Source organism: Thalassiella azotivora, from assembly GCF_054781695.1.
The window spans coordinates 88,706-107,570 of sequence record NZ_BAAGTX010000012.1; the positions used below are offsets into that span (position 1 = coordinate 88,706).

At 74.7% G+C, this 18,865-nt stretch carries 16 protein-coding genes; 11 read left to right on the plus strand and 5 right to left on the minus strand.

The window, feature by feature from the left end; genetic code table 11:
• The first annotated feature begins 39 nt into the window (after positions 1 to 39).
• Positions 40 to 669 carry a Maf family protein gene (locus ACYVQV_RS09905; RefSeq protein ID WP_461023117.1) on the plus strand — a complete coding sequence of 210 codons (630 nt, stop codon included), beginning with the start codon at positions 40 to 42 and terminating at the stop codon, positions 667 to 669.
• Positions 670 to 786: 117 nt separating this feature from the next.
• On the opposite strand, the gene ACYVQV_RS09910 is transcribed toward ACYVQV_RS09905, so the two are convergent.
• Positions 787 to 1,590, minus strand: a complete 804-nt coding sequence (locus ACYVQV_RS09910) for a hypothetical protein (protein ID WP_461023118.1) — start codon at positions 1,588 to 1,590, stop codon at positions 787 to 789.
• 236 nt (positions 1,591 to 1,826) lie between these two features.
• On the opposite strand from ACYVQV_RS09910, the gene ACYVQV_RS09915 reads away from it, so the two are divergent.
• A complete protein-coding gene (locus ACYVQV_RS09915) occupies positions 1,827 to 2,855 on the plus strand; it encodes a DUF4190 domain-containing protein (RefSeq protein ID WP_461023119.1) in 1,029 nt (342 codons plus the stop codon).
• 33 nt (positions 2,856 to 2,888) lie between these two features.
• Here the strand turns inward: ACYVQV_RS09915 and ACYVQV_RS09920 are convergent, their stop codons facing one another.
• Together ACYVQV_RS09920 and ACYVQV_RS09925 are read right to left on the minus strand one after the other, a co-directional pair.
• The gene (locus ACYVQV_RS09920) at positions 2,889 to 4,475 is read right to left on the minus strand and encodes an acyl-CoA carboxylase subunit beta (protein WP_461023120.1); all 1,587 of its coding nucleotides are present in this window, start codon (positions 4,473 to 4,475) and stop codon (positions 2,889 to 2,891) included.
• Positions 4,476 to 4,528: 53 nt separating this feature from the next.
• Positions 4,529 to 5,716, minus strand: a complete 1,188-nt coding sequence (locus ACYVQV_RS09925; protein ID WP_461023121.1) for an acyl-CoA dehydrogenase family protein — start codon at positions 5,714 to 5,716, stop codon at positions 4,529 to 4,531.
• Positions 5,717 to 5,861: 145 nt separating this feature from the next.
• Between ACYVQV_RS09925 and ACYVQV_RS09930 the strand changes: the two genes are divergently transcribed.
• From ACYVQV_RS09930 to ACYVQV_RS09940, 3 genes are all read left to right on the plus strand, one after another.
• Complete coding sequence (locus tag ACYVQV_RS09930) at positions 5,862 to 6,281, plus strand: MerR family transcriptional regulator (RefSeq protein WP_461023182.1); 420 nt, start codon at positions 5,862 to 5,864, stop codon at positions 6,279 to 6,281.
• Between the two features lie 64 nt (positions 6,282 to 6,345).
• Positions 6,346 to 8,160, plus strand: a complete 1,815-nt coding sequence (locus tag ACYVQV_RS09935) for an acetyl/propionyl/methylcrotonyl-CoA carboxylase subunit alpha (protein ID WP_461023122.1) — start codon at positions 6,346 to 6,348, stop codon at positions 8,158 to 8,160.
• A gap of 907 nt (positions 8,161 to 9,067) precedes the next feature.
• A complete protein-coding gene (locus ACYVQV_RS09940; RefSeq protein ID WP_461023123.1) occupies positions 9,068 to 9,574 on the plus strand; it encodes an endonuclease domain-containing protein in 507 nt (168 codons plus the stop codon).
• A gap of 238 nt (positions 9,575 to 9,812) precedes the next feature.
• On the opposite strand, the gene ACYVQV_RS09945 is transcribed toward ACYVQV_RS09940, so the two are convergent.
• The gene (locus ACYVQV_RS09945) at positions 9,813 to 11,243 is read right to left on the minus strand and encodes an NAD(P)H-quinone dehydrogenase (protein ID WP_461023124.1); all 1,431 of its coding nucleotides are present in this window, start codon (positions 11,241 to 11,243) and stop codon (positions 9,813 to 9,815) included.
• A 133-nt stretch (positions 11,244 to 11,376) separates the two neighbouring features.
• Between ACYVQV_RS09945 and ACYVQV_RS09950 the strand changes: the two genes are divergently transcribed.
• From ACYVQV_RS09950 to ACYVQV_RS09960, 3 genes are all read left to right on the plus strand, one after another.
• Complete coding sequence (locus ACYVQV_RS09950) at positions 11,377 to 11,826, plus strand: gamma-glutamylcyclotransferase family protein (RefSeq protein ID WP_461023125.1); 450 nt, start codon at positions 11,377 to 11,379, stop codon at positions 11,824 to 11,826.
• Between the two features lie 97 nt (positions 11,827 to 11,923).
• Positions 11,924 to 12,760, plus strand: a complete 837-nt coding sequence (locus ACYVQV_RS09955) for a purine-nucleoside phosphorylase (RefSeq protein ID WP_461023126.1) — start codon at positions 11,924 to 11,926, stop codon at positions 12,758 to 12,760.
• An 11-nt stretch (positions 12,761 to 12,771) separates the two neighbouring features.
• On the plus strand, positions 12,772 to 14,457 hold the full coding sequence (locus ACYVQV_RS09960; RefSeq protein ID WP_461023183.1) for a phospho-sugar mutase: 1,686 nt from the start codon (positions 12,772 to 12,774) through the stop codon (positions 14,455 to 14,457).
• Between the two features lie 115 nt (positions 14,458 to 14,572).
• Here the strand turns inward: ACYVQV_RS09960 and ACYVQV_RS09965 are convergent, their stop codons facing one another.
• Positions 14,573 to 15,238: a hypothetical protein gene (locus ACYVQV_RS09965; protein WP_461023127.1), complete on the minus strand. Its 666-nt coding sequence runs from the start codon at positions 15,236 to 15,238 to the stop codon at positions 14,573 to 14,575.
• A gap of 176 nt (positions 15,239 to 15,414) precedes the next feature.
• Here ACYVQV_RS09965 and deoC point away from each other — a divergent pair, with 176 nt between their 5' ends.
• The 3 genes from deoC to ACYVQV_RS09980 all read left to right on the plus strand — a co-directional run bounded on the left by deoC (position 15,415) and on the right by ACYVQV_RS09980 (position 18,795).
• Complete coding sequence (deoC, locus tag ACYVQV_RS09970; RefSeq protein WP_461023184.1) at positions 15,415 to 16,353, plus strand: deoxyribose-phosphate aldolase; 939 nt, start codon at positions 15,415 to 15,417, stop codon at positions 16,351 to 16,353.
• Positions 16,354 to 16,420: 67 nt separating this feature from the next.
• Positions 16,421 to 17,866, plus strand: a complete 1,446-nt coding sequence (locus ACYVQV_RS09975; protein ID WP_461023128.1) for an aldehyde dehydrogenase family protein — start codon at positions 16,421 to 16,423, stop codon at positions 17,864 to 17,866.
• The gene (locus tag ACYVQV_RS09980; RefSeq protein WP_461023129.1) at positions 17,863 to 18,795 is read left to right on the plus strand and encodes an aldehyde dehydrogenase family protein; all 933 of its coding nucleotides are present in this window, start codon (positions 17,863 to 17,865) and stop codon (positions 18,793 to 18,795) included. Before ACYVQV_RS09975 ends, ACYVQV_RS09980 begins: the two co-directional genes overlap by 4 nt.
• The last annotated feature ends 70 nt before the right edge of the window (positions 18,796 to 18,865 follow it).

The window sequence follows — 18,865 nt, forward strand, 5'->3', positions numbered from 1 at the left end:
GCGTCGCGGGCGCACCCGCCACCTCCGTAAGGTGGCCGCGTGCCCACGCTCGTCCTCGCCTCAGCGTCCCCTGCCCGCCTCGCGACCCTGAGGCGCGCCGGTCTCGACCCGGTCGTCGTGGTCTCCGCGGTCGACGAGGACGAGGTCGTCCGACGCTACGGCGTCACCGACGCCCAGGACGTGGCGCTGGTGCTCGCCCGCGCGAAGGCCGAGGACGTCGCCGGCCGCGAGGACCTCCCGGACGACGCCGTCGTCCTGGGCTGCGACTCGGTGCTGGAGCTCGACGGCGAGGTCCACGGCAAGCCCGCGGACGCGGCCGAGGCCGTGAGCCGCTGGCGGCGCATGCGCGGCGGCTCCGGCATCCTGCACACGGGGCACTGGGTGGTCGACGAGCGCGCCGAGGACGGCTCCGGCGCGACGCTGGGCGCGGTGGCGTCGACGACCGTCCACTTCGCCGACCCCACGGACGTCGAGATCGAGGCCTACGTGGCCACCGGGGAGCCGCTGCGGGTGGCCGGTGCGTTCACGGTGGACGGTCTCGGCGGGGCGTTCGTCCGCGGTCTGGACGGCGACCACCACAACGTCGTCGGGGTGAGCCTGCCGCTGGTGCGCGACCTGCTCGGCGAGCTGGACCTCACGTGGACATCCCTGTGGGCCGACCGGCCCTGACCCCGGCCGGCCTGACCGGGGTGGCGCTGCGCCACCCCTGCCGCGTCCGGACGCGGCACGCCCCCGGGTGCGGCGTGCACCCGGGGGCGTCCCCCGTCCGGCCGGACGGCGCCGACCTCAGCGCTCGTCGGTGCGGTGCTCCGCCCGGGTGTCGTGCTCGGTGAGGTCGACCCGGTGCGGGTCACTCTGCGCGTCGTCACGGCGCGCGTCGTCACGGTGCGCGTCGTCACGGTGCTCGTCGTCACGGTGCTCGTCGTCGGGGTGGCCGTCGTCCGTGGTCGGACCGCCGGCGGGCGGGTCGTCCGGCGTGCGGGCCTGGTGACGCCCGCCGCCGCTGGTGCTGTCGGCTGCCCCGCCCGCGGTGTCGGCGTCACCGACGAGCCGCTCGACGAGCGAGCGGTAGTGCACCATCGCCCGGCGCAGCTCCTCGGTGGTCGCCTCGTCACCGGCGTCGTGGTGACGATGTCGCGCGTCGAGCGCGGCCCGGTAGTCGCGGACGACGTCCGGGTGGTCGGCCGCGACCATGTCGGCGCGGGTGTCCATGTCGTCGACCGGGTAGCCGCGCTCACGCATCAGGTCGACGACGAGCGCGTCGGCGGCGTCCACCGACTCTCCCGGCCGGTCGACGAAGTCCGCCTGGACCGTCTGCCAGCGCTGCAGGTACCGCTCTCGGGCCGCCGGGGCCAGGTCACGGATCCGGACCTGCTCCCGCCGCTCCTCGACCTGCGACAGGTGACGGCGCGCGGCCCGCTCGTCGCCGGACTCCTCGACCCGGCGGTCGTACTCGTCACCGAAGCGCTCCCGCAGGTGCTCCTGCTGCCGGCGCTCCGTGCGCTTGCGCGTCAGGAACCACACCAGCAGCCCCACGAGCAGCAGCGCGGCCACCGCCACGACCACCCAGATCACGGTGTCGTCGTTCACGAGTCCTCCCTCGACGTCCTCCGCACCAGCCGGTCCGGCACGGTCGCAGGCCCCCGAACCCGCACCGATCTTGCCGCCGGAACCGAGGTCCCGCTCGTCGGAGCACGCGGCCCGGGCGGCGAGGTGCCGGCGACCGGGTGACGCCGAGGAGATGACGCCGAGGAGGTGACGCCGAGGAGGTGACGCCGACGCCGTGCGCAGCCACCCGGCAGCTCGGGCCCTCTACGCTCCCGCCCGTGACCGAACCGTCCCCACCCCCGGCGCCGCCGACCCCACCGCCGTCGGACCCCTTCGCCGTCTGGCAGCCGCCGACGGCGCGCGAGCCGGGCGACGGGACGCCCGAGACGTCGCCCGACGCCGGTGGGACCGGTGCCTCGACCTCCACCACGACGCACCCGTCCGCGCAGACGCCACCTCCGCCCGGGCCGTACCCGTACGCGCACCACCCGCACCCGGGCAGCACCCCGGCACCACCCCCTGCGCACGCAGCCGCCCCCCACGCAGCCGCCCCGTACGCAGCCGACCCCTACGCAGCCGCCCCGTACGCAGCCGACCCCTACGCAGCCGCCCCGTACGCCACGAACCCGTACGCACTCGGGCCCTACGCCCACCACCCCCACGGCTACCCGGGGCCGGGGTACCCCGCGCACCCCGTGGCCCCACCGGCCGGCCCGACCAGCGGGACGGCCGTCGCCGCCCTCGTCACCGGCGTCCTCGGCCTCGTCCCCGTGGCCCTGGCCCTCGGGACGGTCGCCCTCGTCCGGATCCGCCGCAGCGGCGCGGCCGGCACGGGGTTCGCGGTGGGCGGCATGGTCGCCGCCGCCGCGTGGACCGTGGTGGGTGCCCTGGTCGCCGTCGCGTTCCTCGGGTTCTCCGACCTCGACGACCCGTGGCCCCCCGCCGGGCCCGCGGCCGTGGTCGCGGACCTGGACGTCGGCGACTGCTACACCCTCCCGGGCCGCGGGCAGACCAGCGCGACGGCGGTGCCGTGCTCGTCACCCCACGACGGGGAGGTCTACCACCGCTGGACGCTCACACCGTCGGCCTCCAGCTCCGAGGACGACCTGCGCTGGCAGGCCGACGACCGGTGCTGGAGCCGGTTCGCGTCCTACGTGGGTACCGCCTGGGAGGACTCCGAGCTGAGCTACGAGTACTACCTCGCCGACCCTGCGGAGCGCGCCGACGGCGTGCGTGACGCGACGTGCGTCGTCGTGCCGTGGGAGGACGAGTCACTCAGCGGGTCCGCCCGCGGCTCCGGGCGCTGAACCGGGGCGCTGGCCGGGCCGCGGGGCGGAACCTCAGACCGGTGGGACGCCCCGCCGGCGCTCGGAGAACCGGCGGTCGCGCCGCGCCGCGTACCGCAGCCGCAGCACCAGCTCGGAGCGCAGGTCCTCGGGCTCGACGACCCCGTCCAGGACGAGGTCGGCCAGCAGCCGCTCGAGGTCGACGTCCTCCTCGTACTCGGTGCGCCGGGCCGCGACGAACGCCTCGCGCTCCGCGTCGTCCTCGATCGCCGCGATCTTGTTGGCGTACACCGCGTTCACGGCCGCCTCCGGCCCCATCACGGCGATCCGCGCCGTCGGCAGGGCGATGCACGCGTCCGGCCCGAAACCGGGCCCGGCCATCGCGTACAGCCCGGCGCCGTAGGCCTTGCGGACGACGACGCTCACCTGCGGGACGGTGGCCTCGGACACCGCGCTGACCATCTTGGCGCCGTGCCGGATGATGCCGCCGCGCTCGACCTCGCTGCCGATCATGAAGCCGGGGACGTCGGCCAGGTACACCAGCGGGATGCCGAACGCGTCGCACCACCAGATGAACCGGGCCGCCTTGTCGGCGCTGTCCGCGAACAGCACCCCGCCCTTGACGGCGGAGTTGTTCGCGACGATGCCGACCGTGCGGCCCTCGAGCCGGCCGAAACCGGTGACCAGCTCGGCCGCGAACAGCGGCTTGACCTCGAAGAAGGAGTCGTCGTCCACCAGGCCGTCGATGACGTCGTGGACGTCGAACGGCTGGCTCTCCACCTCCGGCACGACCCCCGCCGTCAACGGCTCGGACGGAGGCTCGGGCAGGTACTCCGGCGGCTCCTGCCGCCAGCTGCCCGGCAGGTAGGAGAACAGCAGCTTCGCCTGCTCGATCGCGTCCTCGTCGTCCGAGGCCAGCAGGTCGCCGCACCCGGAGACCGAGCAGTGCATCCGCGCCCCGCCCATCTCCTCGAGCGTGACCCTCTCCCCCACGACCATCTCGGCCATCCGCGGGCTGCCGAGGTACATCGACGCGTTGCCCTCGACCATGATGACGACGTCGCAGAAGGACGGCGTGTACGCGCCACCGGCCGCGCTCGGGCCGAACAGGCAGCAGATCTGCGGCACCCGGCCCGACAGCGCGACCTGGTTGTGGAAGATCCGGCCCGCGCCGCGCCGTCCGGGGAAGAGCTCGACCTGGTCGGTGATCCGCGCGCCGGCGGAGTCGACGAACCAGAAGACGGGCAGCTCCTCGCGCAGCGCGGCCTCGGTCGCGCGGACGATCTTCTCGACGGTGCGCGCACCCCACGACCCGGCCTTCACGGTGGGGTCGTTGGCGATGACGATCGCCGGCCGGCCGCCGACCGTCCCGCGGCCGGTGACCACGCCGTCGGCGGGCAGCCCGTCGGCCAGCGCGTTGGCGTAGCGGCCGTCCTCGACGAAGCTGCCCGCGTCGAACAGCAGGTCGATCCGGTCGCGGACGTAGAGCTTGCCCTGCGAGGCCAGCTTGTCGGCCGCCTTGGACGTGGGGGCGGCGGACGCCGCGTGCGCGGCGTGCAGCCGCTCGCGGACGTCGGCGACCCGCGGGTCGGCGGGGTAGCCGGTCGCGGTGCCCTCGGCGGGCTGGGGACGTGCGGTCACCGGGCATCACCTTCCGGGCCGTGGACGGGGCTCCTGCTCATGGTCGCCGCCTCTCAGGCCGACGGCAGGCCGAGACCGCGGGCGATGACCATCCGCTGCACCTCGCTGGTGCCCTCGCCGATCTCGAGGATCTTCGCGTCGCGGTAGAAGCGCGCGACGGGGTACTCCTCCATGAAGCCGTTGCCACCGAAGACCTGGGTGGCGATCCGGGTGGCGGTGACCGCGGCCTCGGTGGAGTAGAGCTTGCACACCGCGGCCGCCTGCTTGACCTCGGCGCTGCTGCGCCGCCCGGCGGCCAGCTCGTCCTTCAGCCACGCGGCCTTGTACGTCAGCGTGCGCGCGGCCTCGACCATGACGGCGAGGTCGGCGACCTGGAACGACACGCCCTGGTTGACGCCGATCGGCTTGCCGAACGCCGTGCGGGTGCGCGCGTAGTCGGTGGTCAGCTCCAAGCACGCCTGCGCCAGGCCGACCGCCAGCGCGGAGATCGCCACCCGGCCGTCGTCCAGGGTCGCCAGGAACTGGCGGAAGCCGTCGCCGCGGCGTCCGAGCAGGTGGTCCTCGGGGACGCGGCAGCCGTCGAAGGTCAGGCCGTGGGTGTCGGAGGCGTGCCAGCCGAGCTTGTCGTAGGCCGGTTCGACGGTGAAGCCGTCGGTGCCGGCGGGGACCATGATCGCGCTGATCTCCGCGGACCCGTCCTCGCGCGTGCCCGTGCGGGCGGTCGCGGTGACGACGGACGTGATGTCCGTGCCGGAGTTGGTGATGAACGCCTTGGCGCCGTCGAGGACCCACTGCCCGTCCTCGAGCCGGGCGCGGGTGCGGGTGGCGCCCGCGTCGGAGCCGGCGTCCGGCTCGGTCAGCCCGAACGCGGCGAGCGCCCGGCCGGCCACGAGATCGGGCAGCCAGCGCTCCTTCTGCTCCTGGGTGCCGAAGGTGAGGATCGGGTTGATGCCCAGGCCGACGCCGGCGGACAGGGTGATGCCCACGGACTGGTCGACCCGGCCGAGCTCCTCGATCGCGACGCACAGCGAGGTGAACGCCCCCTCGTCGGCGCCGGCGCCGCCGAACTCCTCGGGCGCGACGAGGCCGAACAGCCCCAGGTCCCCCATCCTCGGCACGAGGTGCACGGGGAAGTGGTGCTCCCGGTCCCACTGCGCGGCGTGCGGGGCGACCTCCGACTCGGCGAAGTCGCGGACGGCGCGGCGGAAGGCCTCGTGCTCGGGGCTCAGCTCGAACGACATGGGACAGCTCCTTGTGGGCGCTTGACGTTGACGTCAACGTAAAGCAGGCTGGTGGACCGTGGCAAGGCACGCGACCGAGCCGGTCGAGCAGCCCCCGCCGTCCGAGGAGCACGACCCGGACGGCGGCGACGGGCGCGCCTGGACCATCGCCGAGGTCGCCGAGGAGTTCGGCGTCACCCACCGGACCCTGCGGTACTACGAGGACAAGGGGCTGGTCACCCCGGAGCGCCGCGGCACCCAGCGGCTCTTCCACCCCCGCGACCGGGTCCGCCTGGCCCTCGTGCTGCGCGGCAAGCGGCTCGGCTTCCCCCTCGACGAGATCGCCACGATCGTCGACATGTACGACCAGACGCCCGGCGAGGTGGGGCAGCTGCGCTACCTGCTGGCGCAGATCGACGACCGGCGCGAGGACCTCGAGCGCCGCCGCGCGGACGTCGAGGCGGCGCTGGCCGAGCTCGCCACCCTGGAGCGCCGGTGCGCGGAGCAGCTCGCGGACCTGGGCGCCGGCCGGGAGACGACGGCAGCGGCACGGACACGGGACGACGCGCACGGGCGACCGACGTGACGCTCCCGACATCGGACGGAGGTCCGGCGGCCGATAGGCTCCGGACCCGCTGGGAGGAGCGTTGATGACCACGAGTGAGGCGGAGAGCATGGGACGTCGCGGGAACCGGGTGATCACCAAGGTCCTCATCGCCAACCGCGGTGAGATCGCGGTACGGATCGCACGCGCGTGCAAGGACGCCGGCATCGGCTCGGTGGCCGTCTACGCCGACCCCGACCGGGACGCCCTGCACGTCAAGGTCGCCGACGAGGCGTACGCGCTGGACGGCTCGACGCCCGGCGACTCCTACCTCGTCCAGGAGAAGCTGCTCGACGTCGCGGCCCGGTCCGGCGCCGACGCCGTCCACCCCGGCTACGGCTTCCTCGCGGAGAACGCCTCGTTCGCCCAGGCCGTGCTCGACGCCGGCCTGGTGTGGATCGGCCCCTCCCCCGAGGCGATCGACGCCCTCGGCGACAAGGTCAAGGCCCGGCACATCGCCGAGCGCGCCGGTGCTCCCCTGGTCGCCGGCACCAAGGACCCGGTCGCCGGCGCGGAGGAGGTGCTCGCGTTCGCCGACGAGCACGGCCTGCCCATCGCGATCAAGGCCGCCTACGGCGGCGGGGGCCGCGGCCTGAAGGTCGCCCGTGAGCGCGGCGAGGTCGCCGAGCTCTTCGACTCCGCGGTCCGCGAGGCGGTGTCGGCGTTCGGCCGCGGCGAGTGCTTCGTGGAGAAGTACCTCGACCGCCCGCGGCACGTCGAGACCCAGTGCCTGGCCGACAACCACGGCAACGTCGTCGTCGTCTCGACCCGCGACTGCTCCCTGCAGCGCCGTCACCAGAAGCTCGTCGAGGAGGCGCCCGCGCCGTTCCTGTCCGAGGAGCAGAACGCCGAGCTGTACCGGGCGTCCAAGGCGATCCTGCGCGAGGCCGGCTACACCGGCGCGGGCACCTGCGAGTTCCTCGTCGGCCAGGACGGCACCATCTCCTTCCTCGAGGTCAACACCCGCCTGCAGGTCGAGCACCCCGTCACCGAGGAGGTCTCGGGCATCGACCTGGTCCGCGAGCAGCTGCGGATCGCCGCGGGCGAGGAGCTGGGCTACGACGACCCGCCGCTGCGCGGGCACTCGATCGAGTTCCGCATCAACGGCGAGGACGCGGGGCGCAACTTCCTGCCCGCGCCCGGCGGGGTGTCGCGGTTCGAGCCGCCGTCCGGCCCCGGTGTCCGGCTCGACTCCGGCGTCGTCACCGGGGACGTCGTCGCGGGCGCGTTCGACTCCATGCTCGCCAAGCTGGTCGTGACGGGCGCCACCCGCCAGCAGGCCCTCGAGCGGTCCCGCCGCGCGCTGGACGAGTTCGTCGTCGAGGGCATGCCCACCGTCCTGCCGTTCCACCGCACGGTGGTGCGCGACCCCGCCTTCGCCCCCGAGGACGGCACGCCGTTCACGGTGCACACCCGCTGGATCGAGACCGAGTTCGACAACACCATCGAGCCGTGGTCCGGTGACGCCGCCGAGACCCCGGAGGCCGAGGAGCGGCAGCGGGTCGTCGTCGAGGTCGGTGGCAAGCGCCTCGACGTGGTCCTGCCCGCCGGACTGGCGCTCGGTGGCGGCGGCGCGGCGGCCCCCGGCCGCCAGAAGGCGCCGAAGCGCTCCCGCGGCGGCAAGGCCGCGGCGGCCGCCGGGGGCGACGCGCTGCCCTCGCCGATGCAGGGCACGATCGTCAAGCTCGCCGTCGCCGACGGTGACACGGTCGCCGAGGGCGACCTGGTCGTCGTCCTCGAGGCGATGAAGATGGAGCAGCCGCTGACCGCGCACAAGGCGGGTGTCGTGACCGGGCTGACCGCCGAGGTGGGCCAGACCGTCACCTCCGGCGCCGTCGTCTGCGAGATCAAGGACTCCTGAGCGCGACCTGAAGCACCGCACCACGCGGACAGGACCCGAGCCCGCACCACGCGCGCACGACCTGAGCCCGCACCGCGCGGACGGGGCCCGAGCCCGCACCACGCGCGCACGACCTGAGCCCGCACCGCGCGGACGGGGCCCGAGCCCGCACCACGCGCGCACGACCTGAGCCCGCACTGCGCGGACGGGGCCGTCTCCCTCCCGGGAGGCGGCCCCGTCCGCGTCCACCCGCCCCGTCGACCGCACCTTTCCACCAACCTGCGGGCCCTGACCCTCTAGCGACCGCACCTTTCCACCAAGCTGCGGGCCCTGCCCCTCCCGCGACCGCACCTTTCCACCAACCTGCGGGCCCTGCCCCTCCCGCGACCGCACCCTTCCACCAACCTGCGGGCGGGTCCCTCGCTCCGCGAGTCGGGCCGCACGCACGGCGAGTCGTCCACAACCCCCGAGGTGGTCGACGTCGTCCACAAACCGCCCTGGGTTCGCTGACGTCGAGCGAGGTCGCTGCCCCATCCTGCATCGCGTGCGCCGACGCCGAGATGCCCCTGTCCTCCCCGACGTCTTCCGGGGCCGTGACGCCGTCGACGAGGGCGTGCTCACGCCTTCGCAGCTGCGGTCGTCCGGTCTCGTCCGCGTGCTCCACGGCGTCTACCGACCGGTCGGGGTAGCAGACAGCCACGAGCTGCGATGCCGGGCGGCTGCACTCGTCCTGCCGCGGACGGCGCGATTCACCGGTCGCTCGGCAGCGCACCTCCTGGGCTGCTCGTCCTCGAGAGCCAGCGACGACATCGAGGTGCTCCTGCCCGAGGGCGTCCCCTGCAAGACGCGACCGGGCGTTCGCATCCGTCGGAGCAGGTTGCCGATCGACGGCGGGCCGACGACGGCCGACGGCTTGCGCCTGGCCCCCGTGCAGCGCATCGCCTTCGACCTCGCTGCGAGAAGATCACTGCCGGACGCCGTAGGTCACCTCGATGCGTTCGTGCGCTCCGGCACCTTGACGGCGGCGGACTTCCGGGACTGGTGCGACACCGTCCGTCTCAACGACGTCGTCGCGGTGCGTGCCGCCGCGGCGCTGGTCGACCCACGATCCGAGTCCGTCCCCGAGAGCCGGCTCCGAGTCGTGCTCCACCTCGCCGGGATCGACCTCGAGCCTCAGCACGTCGTGCGCGACGGTGGACGGGCGGTGGCGAGAGTCGACCTCGCGGACGTCGAGCGCCGGGTCGCCGTCGAGTACGACGGTGTGTGGCACGTCCTGAAGGAGCAGCTGGACCGAGACCGGCGGCGCCTCAACGCGCTGCGGGCGCTGGGGTGGTCCGTCGTCCACGTCACGGCCGAGATGATGGGCACCCCGGACGAGGTCGTCCACACGGTCCGCCGGGCCTTGCAGAGCGCAGACCGCCGCGACCTGGCGTAGCACTCGCAGGTTGGTGGAAAGGTGCGGTCACCACCGGTTCCGCAATCGCACGTTGGTGGAAAGGTGCGGTCACCACCGGTTCCGCAATCGCACGTTGGTGGAAAGGTGCGGTCACCACCCGTCCCGCAATCGCACGTTGGTGGAAAGGTGCGGTCACCACCCGTCCCGCAGCCGCAGGTTGGTGGAAAGGTGCGGAGGGTGCGGCGGGTCCGAACGGGGTGGCGATGGGGACGCGCGGTCAGTCCGTGACGTGCAGGCGCCGAGCGGCCTCGGCGATGGAGCCGGACAGCGACGGGTAGACGGTGAAGGCGTGGGCGACGTCGTCCACGGTGAGCCGGTGCTCGACGGCGAGCGCCACCGGGAAGACGAGCTCGGAGGCCCGCGGGGAGACCACGACGCCGCCGATGACCGTCCCGACGCCCTTGCGGCAGAACAGCTTCACGAACCCGTCGTGGATGCCCTGCATCTTCGCCCGGGCGTTGCCGGCCAGCGGCAGCTTGACGACGTCCCCGGCGACCTCCCCCGACTCGATCCGCGCCTGGCTGACGCCGACGGTCGCGATCTCGGGCGCCGTGAAGATCGTGGCCGACACCCGGCTCAGGCTCAGCGGCTGGACGGCGTCCCCGAGCGCGTGCCACATCGCGATCCGGCCCTGCATCGCCGCGACCGAGGCCAGCGGCAGGACGCCGGTGCAGTCCCCGGCGGCGTACACGCCGCGCGCCGACGTCCTCGACACCCGGTCGACCTCGACGTGCCCGCTGGGCGACAGACGCACCCCCGCCTCCTCCAGGCCCATCCCCTCGGTGTTCGGCACGGAGCCCACGGCCAGCAGGCAGTGCGAACCCTCCACGGTGCGCCCGTCCGACAGCGTCACGAGCACGCCGTCGTCCGTGCGCTGCACCGACTGGGCGCGCGAGCGCGACAGCACCGTCATCCCGCGGCGACGGAACACGTCCTCGATCACCTCGGCGGCGTCGGCGTCCTCCCCGGGCAGCACACGGTCGCGGCTGGACACCAGCACGACGTCCGCACCGAGGGCGTCGTAGGCACTCGCGAACTCGGCGCCGGTGACACCGGACCCGACCACGACGAGGCGGGAGGGCAGCTCGGTCAGGCCGTACAGCTGCGTCCAGGTCAGGATCCGCTCGCCGTCGGGCATGGCGTCGGGGAGCGTGCGCGGGTGCGCCCCGACCGCGACGAGGACGACGTCCGCGTCCAGCGTGCTCGTCGAGCCGTCGCGGGCCTCCACCACGACCCGGTGCGGGCCGTCCAGCCGCCCGCGCCCCTGGACGACGGTCACGCCGTCGGCGCGCAGCCGGCGCTCGATGTCGGCGGACTGGGCCTGCGCCAAGGCGTTGACCCGCTGGTTGACCACGCCGAGGTCGACCCCGACGGAGGACTCCGGGTTGTCGGAGGACCCGCGGCCGGGGAAGCGGACGCCGAGCTCGACGGAGTCGTCGACGAGCGTCATCACCTCGGCGGTCGCGATCAGCGTCTTGGACGGCACGACGTCGGTCAGGACGGCGGACCCGCCGCAGCCGGCGTCCTCGACGAGCGTGGTGCGCGCGCCGAGCTGCGCGGCGACGAGGGCGGCCTCGTAGCCGCCGGGGCCGCCGCCGACGACGACGACGTGGGTCTGCGGGGCGGGGGCGTCGGCTGGAGTGCTCATCGGGACCCATTGTGCCGGTCCGTGACCGGGACCACCGCCCCGCACACCGGCCGCACACCGGCACGCGCCCGGGCGGGTGCACCCGGGGTGGAGGTCACCGCGCGTGACCCGCTGGTCGCTAGGCTGCCCGCCCGTGGCCCTGTACGCGGCGTACGCCAGCAACCTGCACCCCGAGCAGATGCTCCGGCGCGCTCCCCACTCGCCCTCCCGCGGGACGGGGTGGCTGCACGGGTGGCGGCTGACGTTCGGCGGCGAGGAGCGGGGCTGGGACGGCGCCCTGCCGACCGTCGTCGAGGACGCCGACGGCTCGGTGTACGTGGCCCTGTACGACGTCACGGACGCCGACGAGGACCGTCTGGACGACTGGGAGGGCGTCGGGATCGGCCTGTACCGCAAGCTGCGGGTGCGCGTGGCGACCCTGGACGGCGAGCAGCTGGCCTGGGTGTACGTGCTCGACGACTACGAGGGCGGCCTGCCCAGCGCCCACTACGTCGGGCTGCTGGCGGACGCGGCCGAGGCGGCCGGGGCCCCGGACGAGTACGTCGCGGCGCTGCGCACGCTGCCCTGCCGCTCGGTCGGCTGACGGCACGCCGCCGCGCGCGCGTTAGCACGTCGAGGCGCCGCGCGGGGGCGCACGTTCACCTCCTGCCTCCCCGCCGTCGTCGCTAGCATCCCGACCCATGACTGCTGAGCGCCTGGACGACCCGGCGACCGACCCCAGGGACGTCGCCCGCGCCGCGGCCGACGTCATCGCCGAGCGCACCGGCGCGCAGCGGCACGACGTCGCCCTGGTGCTGGGCTCGGGCTGGGCCGCGGCCGGCGACCTGCTCGGGGAGACCCTGGCGGAGGTGCCGGCTCCCGAGGTCCCCGGCTTCCCGCCGCCCGCGGTGGAGGGGCACGTCGGCACGATCCGGTCGATCGCCGTCGGGGACACCGGTGCCCGGGCGCTGCTGTTCGGCTCCCGCACCCACCTGTACGAGGGTCGCGGCGTGCGCCGGGTCGTGCACGGGGTGCGCACCGCCGCCGCGGCGGGGTGCCGCACGGTCGTGCTGACGAACGGGTGCGGTGGGCTGAACCCCGCCTGGCCGCCGGGGACGCCGGTGCTGATCAGCGACCACATCAACCTGACGGCCACCTCACCGGTCGAGGGCGCCAGCTTCGTCGACCTCACGGACCTGTACAGCGCGCGGCTGCGGGCGCTGGCGCACGAGGTCGACCCGTCCCTGGCCGAGGGCGTGTACGTGCAGTTCCGCGGTCCCGACTACGAGACCCCGGCCGAGGTGCGGATGGCGGGCGTCCTGGGCGGTGACCTGGTCGGCATGTCGACCACGCTGGAGGCGATCGCCGCCCGTGAGGCCGGCATGGAGGTCCTCGGCATCTCCCTGGTGACGAACTTCGGGGCCGGCATCAGCGAGACGCCGCTGCACCACACGGAGGTCATCGAGGCCGGACGAGCCGCCGGACCGCGCATCGGCGCCCTGCTCGCCGAGGTGACGCGCCGGCTGGTGGTCGCGTGAGCGCCGTCCCGCTGGGCGAGGACCTGGAGCGCACCGCGCGGGCGTGGGCCGCGCAGGACCCGGACCCGCAGACCGCGGCCGAGCTGCGTGACCTGCTCGCGGCCGCCGCGTCGGGTGACGGCGGCGCGGCCGCCGACCTGGCGGACCGGTTCTCCGGCACGCTGCAGTTCGGGACGGCGGGGCTGCGCGGGGCGCTGGGCGCCGGGCCGAACCGGATGAACCGGGTCGTCGTGATCCGCGCCGCAGCCGGCCTCGCGGCCTTCCTGCACCGGCGGGTCGGCGCGGCCCGCGTCCGGCCGCGCGTCGTGGTCGGCTTCGACGCCCGGCGCAACTCCGACGTCTTCGCCCGCGATACCGCCGCCGTGCTGACCGCGGCCGGCGTGGACGCCCTGGTGCTGCCCCGGCCGCTGCCCACGCCGGTGCTGGCGTTCGCCGTCCGGGACCTCGGCTGCGACGCGGGCGTCATGGTGACTGCCAGCCACAACCCGCCGCAGGACAACGGCTACAAGGTGTACCTCGGCGGCCCGGGTGAGGAGGGTGCGCAGATCGTGCCGCCCGCGGACGCCGAGATCGCCGCGTGCATCGACGCGGTCGGCGACGTCACCGACGTGCCCCGCGCCGACGGCGGGTGGACGACGCTGGACGGGTCGGTGCGCGAGCGCTACCTGGCCAGGGCCGCGTCCGTCGCCCGCAGCACCGGACCGCGGGACGTCTCGCTCGTCCTGACCCCCTTGCACGGGGTGGGTGGCGACACCGTCGTCGACGCCCTGCACCGCGCGGGGTTCACCGACACGTACGTGGTGCCGGAGCAGGCGGAGCCCGACCCCTCTTTCCCGACGGTCGCGTTCCCGAACCCGGAGGAGCCGGGCGCGATGGACCTGGCGCTGGCGGCGGCGCGCGACCGGGTCGCGGACCTCGTCGTCGCCAACGACCCGGACGCCGACCGCTGCGCGGTGGCGGTGCCCGACCCCTCGGCGGACGGCGGCTGGCGGGTGCTGCGGGGCGACGAGGTGGGCGGTCTGCTCGGGGAGCACCTGGCGCGCCGCGGCCTGCCGGAGGGGTCGGTCCTGGCGTGCTCGGTGGTCTCCTCGCGGCTGCTCGCGCGGATCGCCGCGGAGCACGGTCTGGAGAGCGCGGTGACCCTGACCGGCTTCAAGTGGATCTCGCGGGTGCCGGGCCTGGCCTTCGGGTACGAGGAGGCCCTCGGGTACTGCGTCGACCCCGACGCCGTGCGCGACAAGGACGGCGTCAGCGCGGCGGTGCTCGTGGCCGAGCTGGCCGCGGGCCTGAAGGCCGAGGGCCGCACCCTGCTGGACGCGCTGGACGACCTGGCCGTGCGGCACGGTCTGCACGCCACCGACCAGCTGTCGGTGCGGGTGGAGGACCTCGCCGTGATCGCGACGGCGATGCGCCGCCTGCGCGAGACCCCGCCACCGGCCCTCGCCGGCTCCCCCGTGGTGTCCGCGGTCGACCTGGCGGAGGGCGGCGAGGAGCTGCCGCCGACCGACGGCCTGCTCTACCTCACCGAGGACGACGCCCGGGTGGTGGTGCGGCCCAGCGGCACCGAGCCGAAGCTCAAGTGCTACCTCGAGGTGGTGGTGGCCGTCCCGGGCGGGGACGCGGCGTCGGCGAGGGCCTCGGCGGCTCGACGGCTGGCAGCCCTGCGCGCCGACCTGGCGGCGGCGCTGGGTCTGTGACCCGCGGCTGACGCGCCGGCCCGGCGTGCGGTGACCGCGCTGGCCGCCCGCCGCCGCACGGTCGGCGCAGCCGGACGGTCGGCGCGCAGCCGGGCGGTCGGTCGGAGCAGGAAGGTCAGAGCAGGAAGGTCAGAGCGGTCAGCACCGCGGACACCGCGAGGACGGCGGCCAGGGGCGTCACCCACGTGACCCGCGGGCCGGCCGGACCCGCCGTGGACGCCGTGCGACCCGGCCCGTCGTGGCGCTCCTGCCACCGCAGCCAGCGGCTCTGGACGAGCAGCGCCGCGCCGCCGGACTCGGTGTTCGGTGCCGACGACGCCCGCAGCCCGTGCTCGACGTCGACCCCGAGGTGCCGGACGACGGCCCCCTCGCTGCGGGACAGCCCCATGGCCGAGAACCGCCCGGGGGCGGGCGCCGCCCACGCCGACCAGCGCCGTCCGCCGGACTCCAGGCTGAGCGCGTACCGGGTGTCGACGACGTCGAGGGCGGCGAACGGCACGCGCACGTCCCGCAGCACGTTGACCAGGGTGACCGCGTCGTCGTCCACCACGACGCAGGGGCGCCACAGCAACGCGTAGGCGGCCGCGCCGACGAGCACGAGCGCCGGGGCGGTGACCGCGAGCTGGCCCGCTCCCTCGAGCACGGCCAGGCCGGCGAACAGGGCGAGCAGCACCCACACGACGGCGGCGAGGACGCGCACCAGGACGGGGCGCAGCACCCTGCGCCCGTCCAGGTCACCGGGCGACGGGACCTCACGGCGCCCGGGACGTCGGCTGCTCACCCGCGCATCGTGCCACGCCCCGCGCGGACGTCGGTGAGGCCGACGTCGGCCCCGCACGGCGCGGGTAGACTCCCTTGGTGACCACGACGGCGTCCTCACCGGCAGACGCGCGCGCCTCCGACGGCGCTGCGCACCCCGCGGCGTCCGCGGACCTGGCCGCCCGCGCCCGCGAGGTGATGGGGGTCGCCACCCTCGACGACGCCTCGCTGCGCCGGTTCCTGCACGGCCTGCCCGGCGTGGACCAGGTGGGGGCCGAGCAGCGCGCCGCCGGCCTGGGCACCCGCTCGATCAAGACGACGGCCAAGGCCTGGGCCCTGGACACGACGATCCGGATGGTCGACCTCACGACCCTGGAGGGCGCCGACACCCCGGGCAAGGTGCGCACCCTCTGCGCCAAGGCGCGCGTCCCGGACGCCTCGGACCCGACCTGCCCCCAGGTGGCCGCGGTCTGCGTCTACAACGACCTGGTGCCCGTGGCGGTCGAGGCCCTCACCGGCACCGGGATCAAGGTCGCCGCCGTGGCCACCGCCTTCCCCAGCGGCCGGGCCCGGCTCGACGTCAAGCTCGCCGACACCGCCGACGCCGTCGAGTCCGGGGCCGACGAGGTCGACATGGTCATCGACCGCGGGGCGTTCCTGTCGGGGCGCTACCTCCAGGTGCTGGAGGAGGTCGCCGCCGTCAAGGAGGCGTGCCACGCCGGCGGCCGCGACGCCCACCTCAAGGTCATCCTCGAGACCGGCGAGCTCGCCGGCTACGACGACGTGCGGCGGGCGTCCTGGCTGGCGATGCTCGGCGGCGGCGACTTCATCAAGACGTCGACGGGCAAGGTCTCCCCCGCGGCCACCCTCCCGGTGACGCTGGTGATGCTGGAGGCCGTGCGCGACTGGCGGCTGGCCACGGGCGAGGTGGTCGGCGTGAAGCCGGCCGGCGGCATCCGGACGGCGAAGGACGCGATGAAGTACCTCGTGGTCGTGAACGAGACGGCGGGCGAGGACTGGCTGGACCCGGACCGGTTCCGGTTCGGGGCGTCCACGCTGCTCAACGACGTGCTCCTGCAGCGGCAGAAGCTCGCCACGGGCCGCTACTCCGGCCCCGACTACGTGACCCTCGACTGACCGACCGCCCGCACGGACGCCGGGCCGACCCGTCGACCGCACGAGCAGAACCCCTGGTGGTAGAGCGATGAGCCTCTTCGAGTACGCACCGGCCCCGGAGTCCCGGTCGGTCGTCACCCTGCGCAGCAGCTACGGGCTGTTCGTCGACGGCGAGTTCGTCGCCGGCAGCGGCACCCCGTTCAAGTCGACCTCCCCGGCCACCGAGGAGGTGCTCGCCGAGGTCGCCGAGGCGGACGCGGCGGACGTCGACCGCGCCGTCCGTGCCGCGCGGCGCGCGTACGACCGGGTCTGGTCGCGGATGCCGGGTGCCGAGCGGGGCAAGTACCTGTTCCGGATCGCGCGCATGATGCAGGAGCGGGCTCGCGAGCTCGCGGTGCTGGAGACGCTCGACAACGGCAAGCCGATCAAGGAGAGCCGCGACGTCGACGTCCCCACCGCGGCGGCGCACTTCTTCTACTACGCCGGCTGGGCGGACAAGCTCGAGCACGCCGGCCTCGGCCCGGCCCCGCGCGCGCTGGGCGTCGCCGGGCAGGTCATCCCGTGGAACTTCCCGCTGCTCATGCTCGCGTGGAAGATCGCACCGGCCCTGGCCACCGGCAACACCGTCGTCCTCAAGCCGGCCGAGACCACGCCGCTGACCGCCCTGCTGTTCGCCGAGATCTGCCAGCAGGCCGACCTGCCGCCGGGTGTCGTCAACATCGTGACCGGAGCCGGTGCGACGGGGCAGGCGCTCGTCGAGCACCCGGACGTCGACAAGGTCGCCTTCACCGGTTCCACCGCCGTCGGCAAGGCCATCGCCCGGTCGGTGGCCGGCAGCCGCAAGAAGGTCACCCTCGAGCTCGGCGGCAAGGCCGCGAACATCGTCTTCGACGACGCGCCCGTCGACCAGGCGGTCGAGGGCATCGTCAACGGGATCTTCTTCAACCAGGGCCATGTCTGCTGCGCCGGGTCCCGGCTGCTCGTCCAGGAGTCCGTCGCCGACGACGTCGTCGACCGGCTCAAGCGGCGCCTGGCCACCCTGCGTGTCGGCGACCCGCTGGACAAGAACACCGACGTCGGCGCCATCAACTCGGCTGCGCAGCTGGCCCGGATCACCGAGCTCGCGGACGCCGGTGAGGCCGAGGGTGCGACGCGCTGGTCCCCTGAGTGCGAGCTGCCGACGTCCGGCTACTGGTTCGCCCCGACCGTGTTCACCGGGGTGTCGAACAGCCACCGGATCGCCCGCGAGGAGATCTTCGGGCCCGTGCTGTCGGTCCTGACGTTCCGGACGCCCGACGAGGCGATCGCCAAGGCGAACAACACGCCGTACGGGCTGTCCGCGGGGGTGTGGACGGAGAAGGGGTCACGGATCCTGTGGGCCGCCGACCGGCTGCGCGCCGGCGTGGTCTGGGCCAACACGTTCAACCGGTTCGACCCCACCAGCCCGTTCGGTGGCTACAAGGAGTCCGGGTACGGCCGCGAGGGCGGCCGGCACGGGCTGGAGGCGTACGTGCGCACGGAGGAGACGGCATGACCCCGCCCGCCCAGCGGAGCACCCGGACGGCGGCCCGCGGCGACGCCGCGCCGCAGCGCCTCGACGTCCGCAAGACGTACAAGCTGTACGTCGGCGGGGCCTTCCCGCGCAGCGAGTCCGGCCGGTCGTACGAGGTGACGGACTCGCGCGGGCGGTTCGTCGCGAACGCCGCGCTGGCCAGCCGCAAGGACGCCCGGGACGCAGTCGTCGCCGCCCGCAAGGCGTTCGGCGGGTGGGCCGGCGCGACCGCGTACAACCGCGGCCAGGTGCTCTACCGGGTCGCCGAGCTGATGGAGGGCCGGCGCGCGCAGTTCGTCGACGAGGTCGTCCGGGGCGAGGGCCTGACGCGCGCACGGGCCGAGGCCGTGGTGTCCGCCGCCGTGGACCGCTGGGTCTGGTACGCGGGCTGGACCGACAAGGTCGCCCAGGTCGCCGGCAACGCCAACCCCGTCGCCGGCCCGTACTTCAACCTCAGCGCGCCGGAGCCGACCGGTGTCGTCGCCGTGCTGGCCCCGCAGCGGTCGTCGCTGCTCGGCCTCGTCAGCGTCGTGGCGCCCGTGCTCGTCACCGGCAACACGGCCGTGGTGCTGGCCAGCGAGGACCGCCCGCTGCCGGCGATCACGCTGTCCGAGGTGCTGGCGACGTCGGACGTGCCCGGTGGCGTCGTCAACGTCCTGACCGGGCGGACGGCGGAGGTCGCGCCCTGGCTGGCGTCGCACGGCGACGTCAACGCGATCGACCTGACGGGCGCCGCCGCGGCGGCGGACGTCGAGTGGGCCGACCTGGAGGCCGCCGCCGCGGAGAACCTCAAGCGCGTGCTGCGCCCCGCTGAGGGCGACGAGCCGAGCTGGTCGCGTCCCCCGGCCGGACCGCAGCGCATCCTGCACTTCACCGAGACCAAGACGGTCTGGCACCCCAAGGGCACCTGACGGCGGCGCACCGGCGGTCACCCGCCGGTATCGCCCCGCCCGCCGGCATCGCCCCACCCGCCGGCACCGC

Excerpts from the sequence above, each read along its gene's own strand:
- ACYVQV_RS09945 (WP_461023124.1), bottom strand. The coding sequence starts at position 11,243 with ATGAGCACTCCAGCCGACGCCCCCGCCCCGCAGACCCACGTCGTCGTC.
- ACYVQV_RS09925 (WP_461023121.1), bottom strand. The coding sequence starts at position 5,716 with ATGTCGTTCGAGCTGAGCCCCGAGCACGAGGCCTTCCGCCGCGCCGTC.
- ACYVQV_RS09955 (WP_461023126.1), top strand. The coding sequence starts at position 11,924 with ATGACTGCTGAGCGCCTGGACGACCCGGCGACCGACCCCAGGGACGTC.
- ACYVQV_RS09980 (WP_461023129.1), top strand. The coding sequence starts at position 17,863 with ATGACCCCGCCCGCCCAGCGGAGCACCCGGACGGCGGCCCGCGGCGAC.
- ACYVQV_RS09935 (WP_461023122.1), top strand. The coding sequence starts at position 6,346 with ATGACCACGAGTGAGGCGGAGAGCATGGGACGTCGCGGGAACCGGGTG.
- deoC (WP_461023184.1), top strand. The coding sequence starts at position 15,415 with ATGGGGGTCGCCACCCTCGACGACGCCTCGCTGCGCCGGTTCCTGCAC.
- ACYVQV_RS09975 (WP_461023128.1), top strand. The coding sequence starts at position 16,421 with ATGAGCCTCTTCGAGTACGCACCGGCCCCGGAGTCCCGGTCGGTCGTC.